Annotated in this window: 1 protein-coding gene; it reads left to right on the forward strand. The window is 70.5% G+C overall.

What is annotated here, in order from left to right; all coding sequences use genetic code 11:
• On the forward strand, positions 1-224 hold a 224-nt coding region (locus ACWGS9_RS35960), incomplete at both ends, for a hypothetical protein (RefSeq protein WP_454509583.1).

Genomic DNA, 224 nt, shown 5'->3' on the forward strand with positions numbered 1-224 from the left:
ACCGGAGCAACCGGTGCCACAGGCGCAACTGGCGATACCGGCGCCACAGGTGCTACTGGCGCGACTGGTGCCACAGGTGCGACTGGCGATACAGGCGCCACAGGTGCGACTGGCGACACGGGTGCCACAGGTGCGACCGGAGCCACCGGCGCGACTGGTGCGACTGGCGATACCGGTGCAACTGGAGCCACCGGCGCCACGGGTGCAACTGGCGCGACCGGAGC

This window comes from Mesorhizobium sp. Arg314 (genome assembly GCF_053714275.1).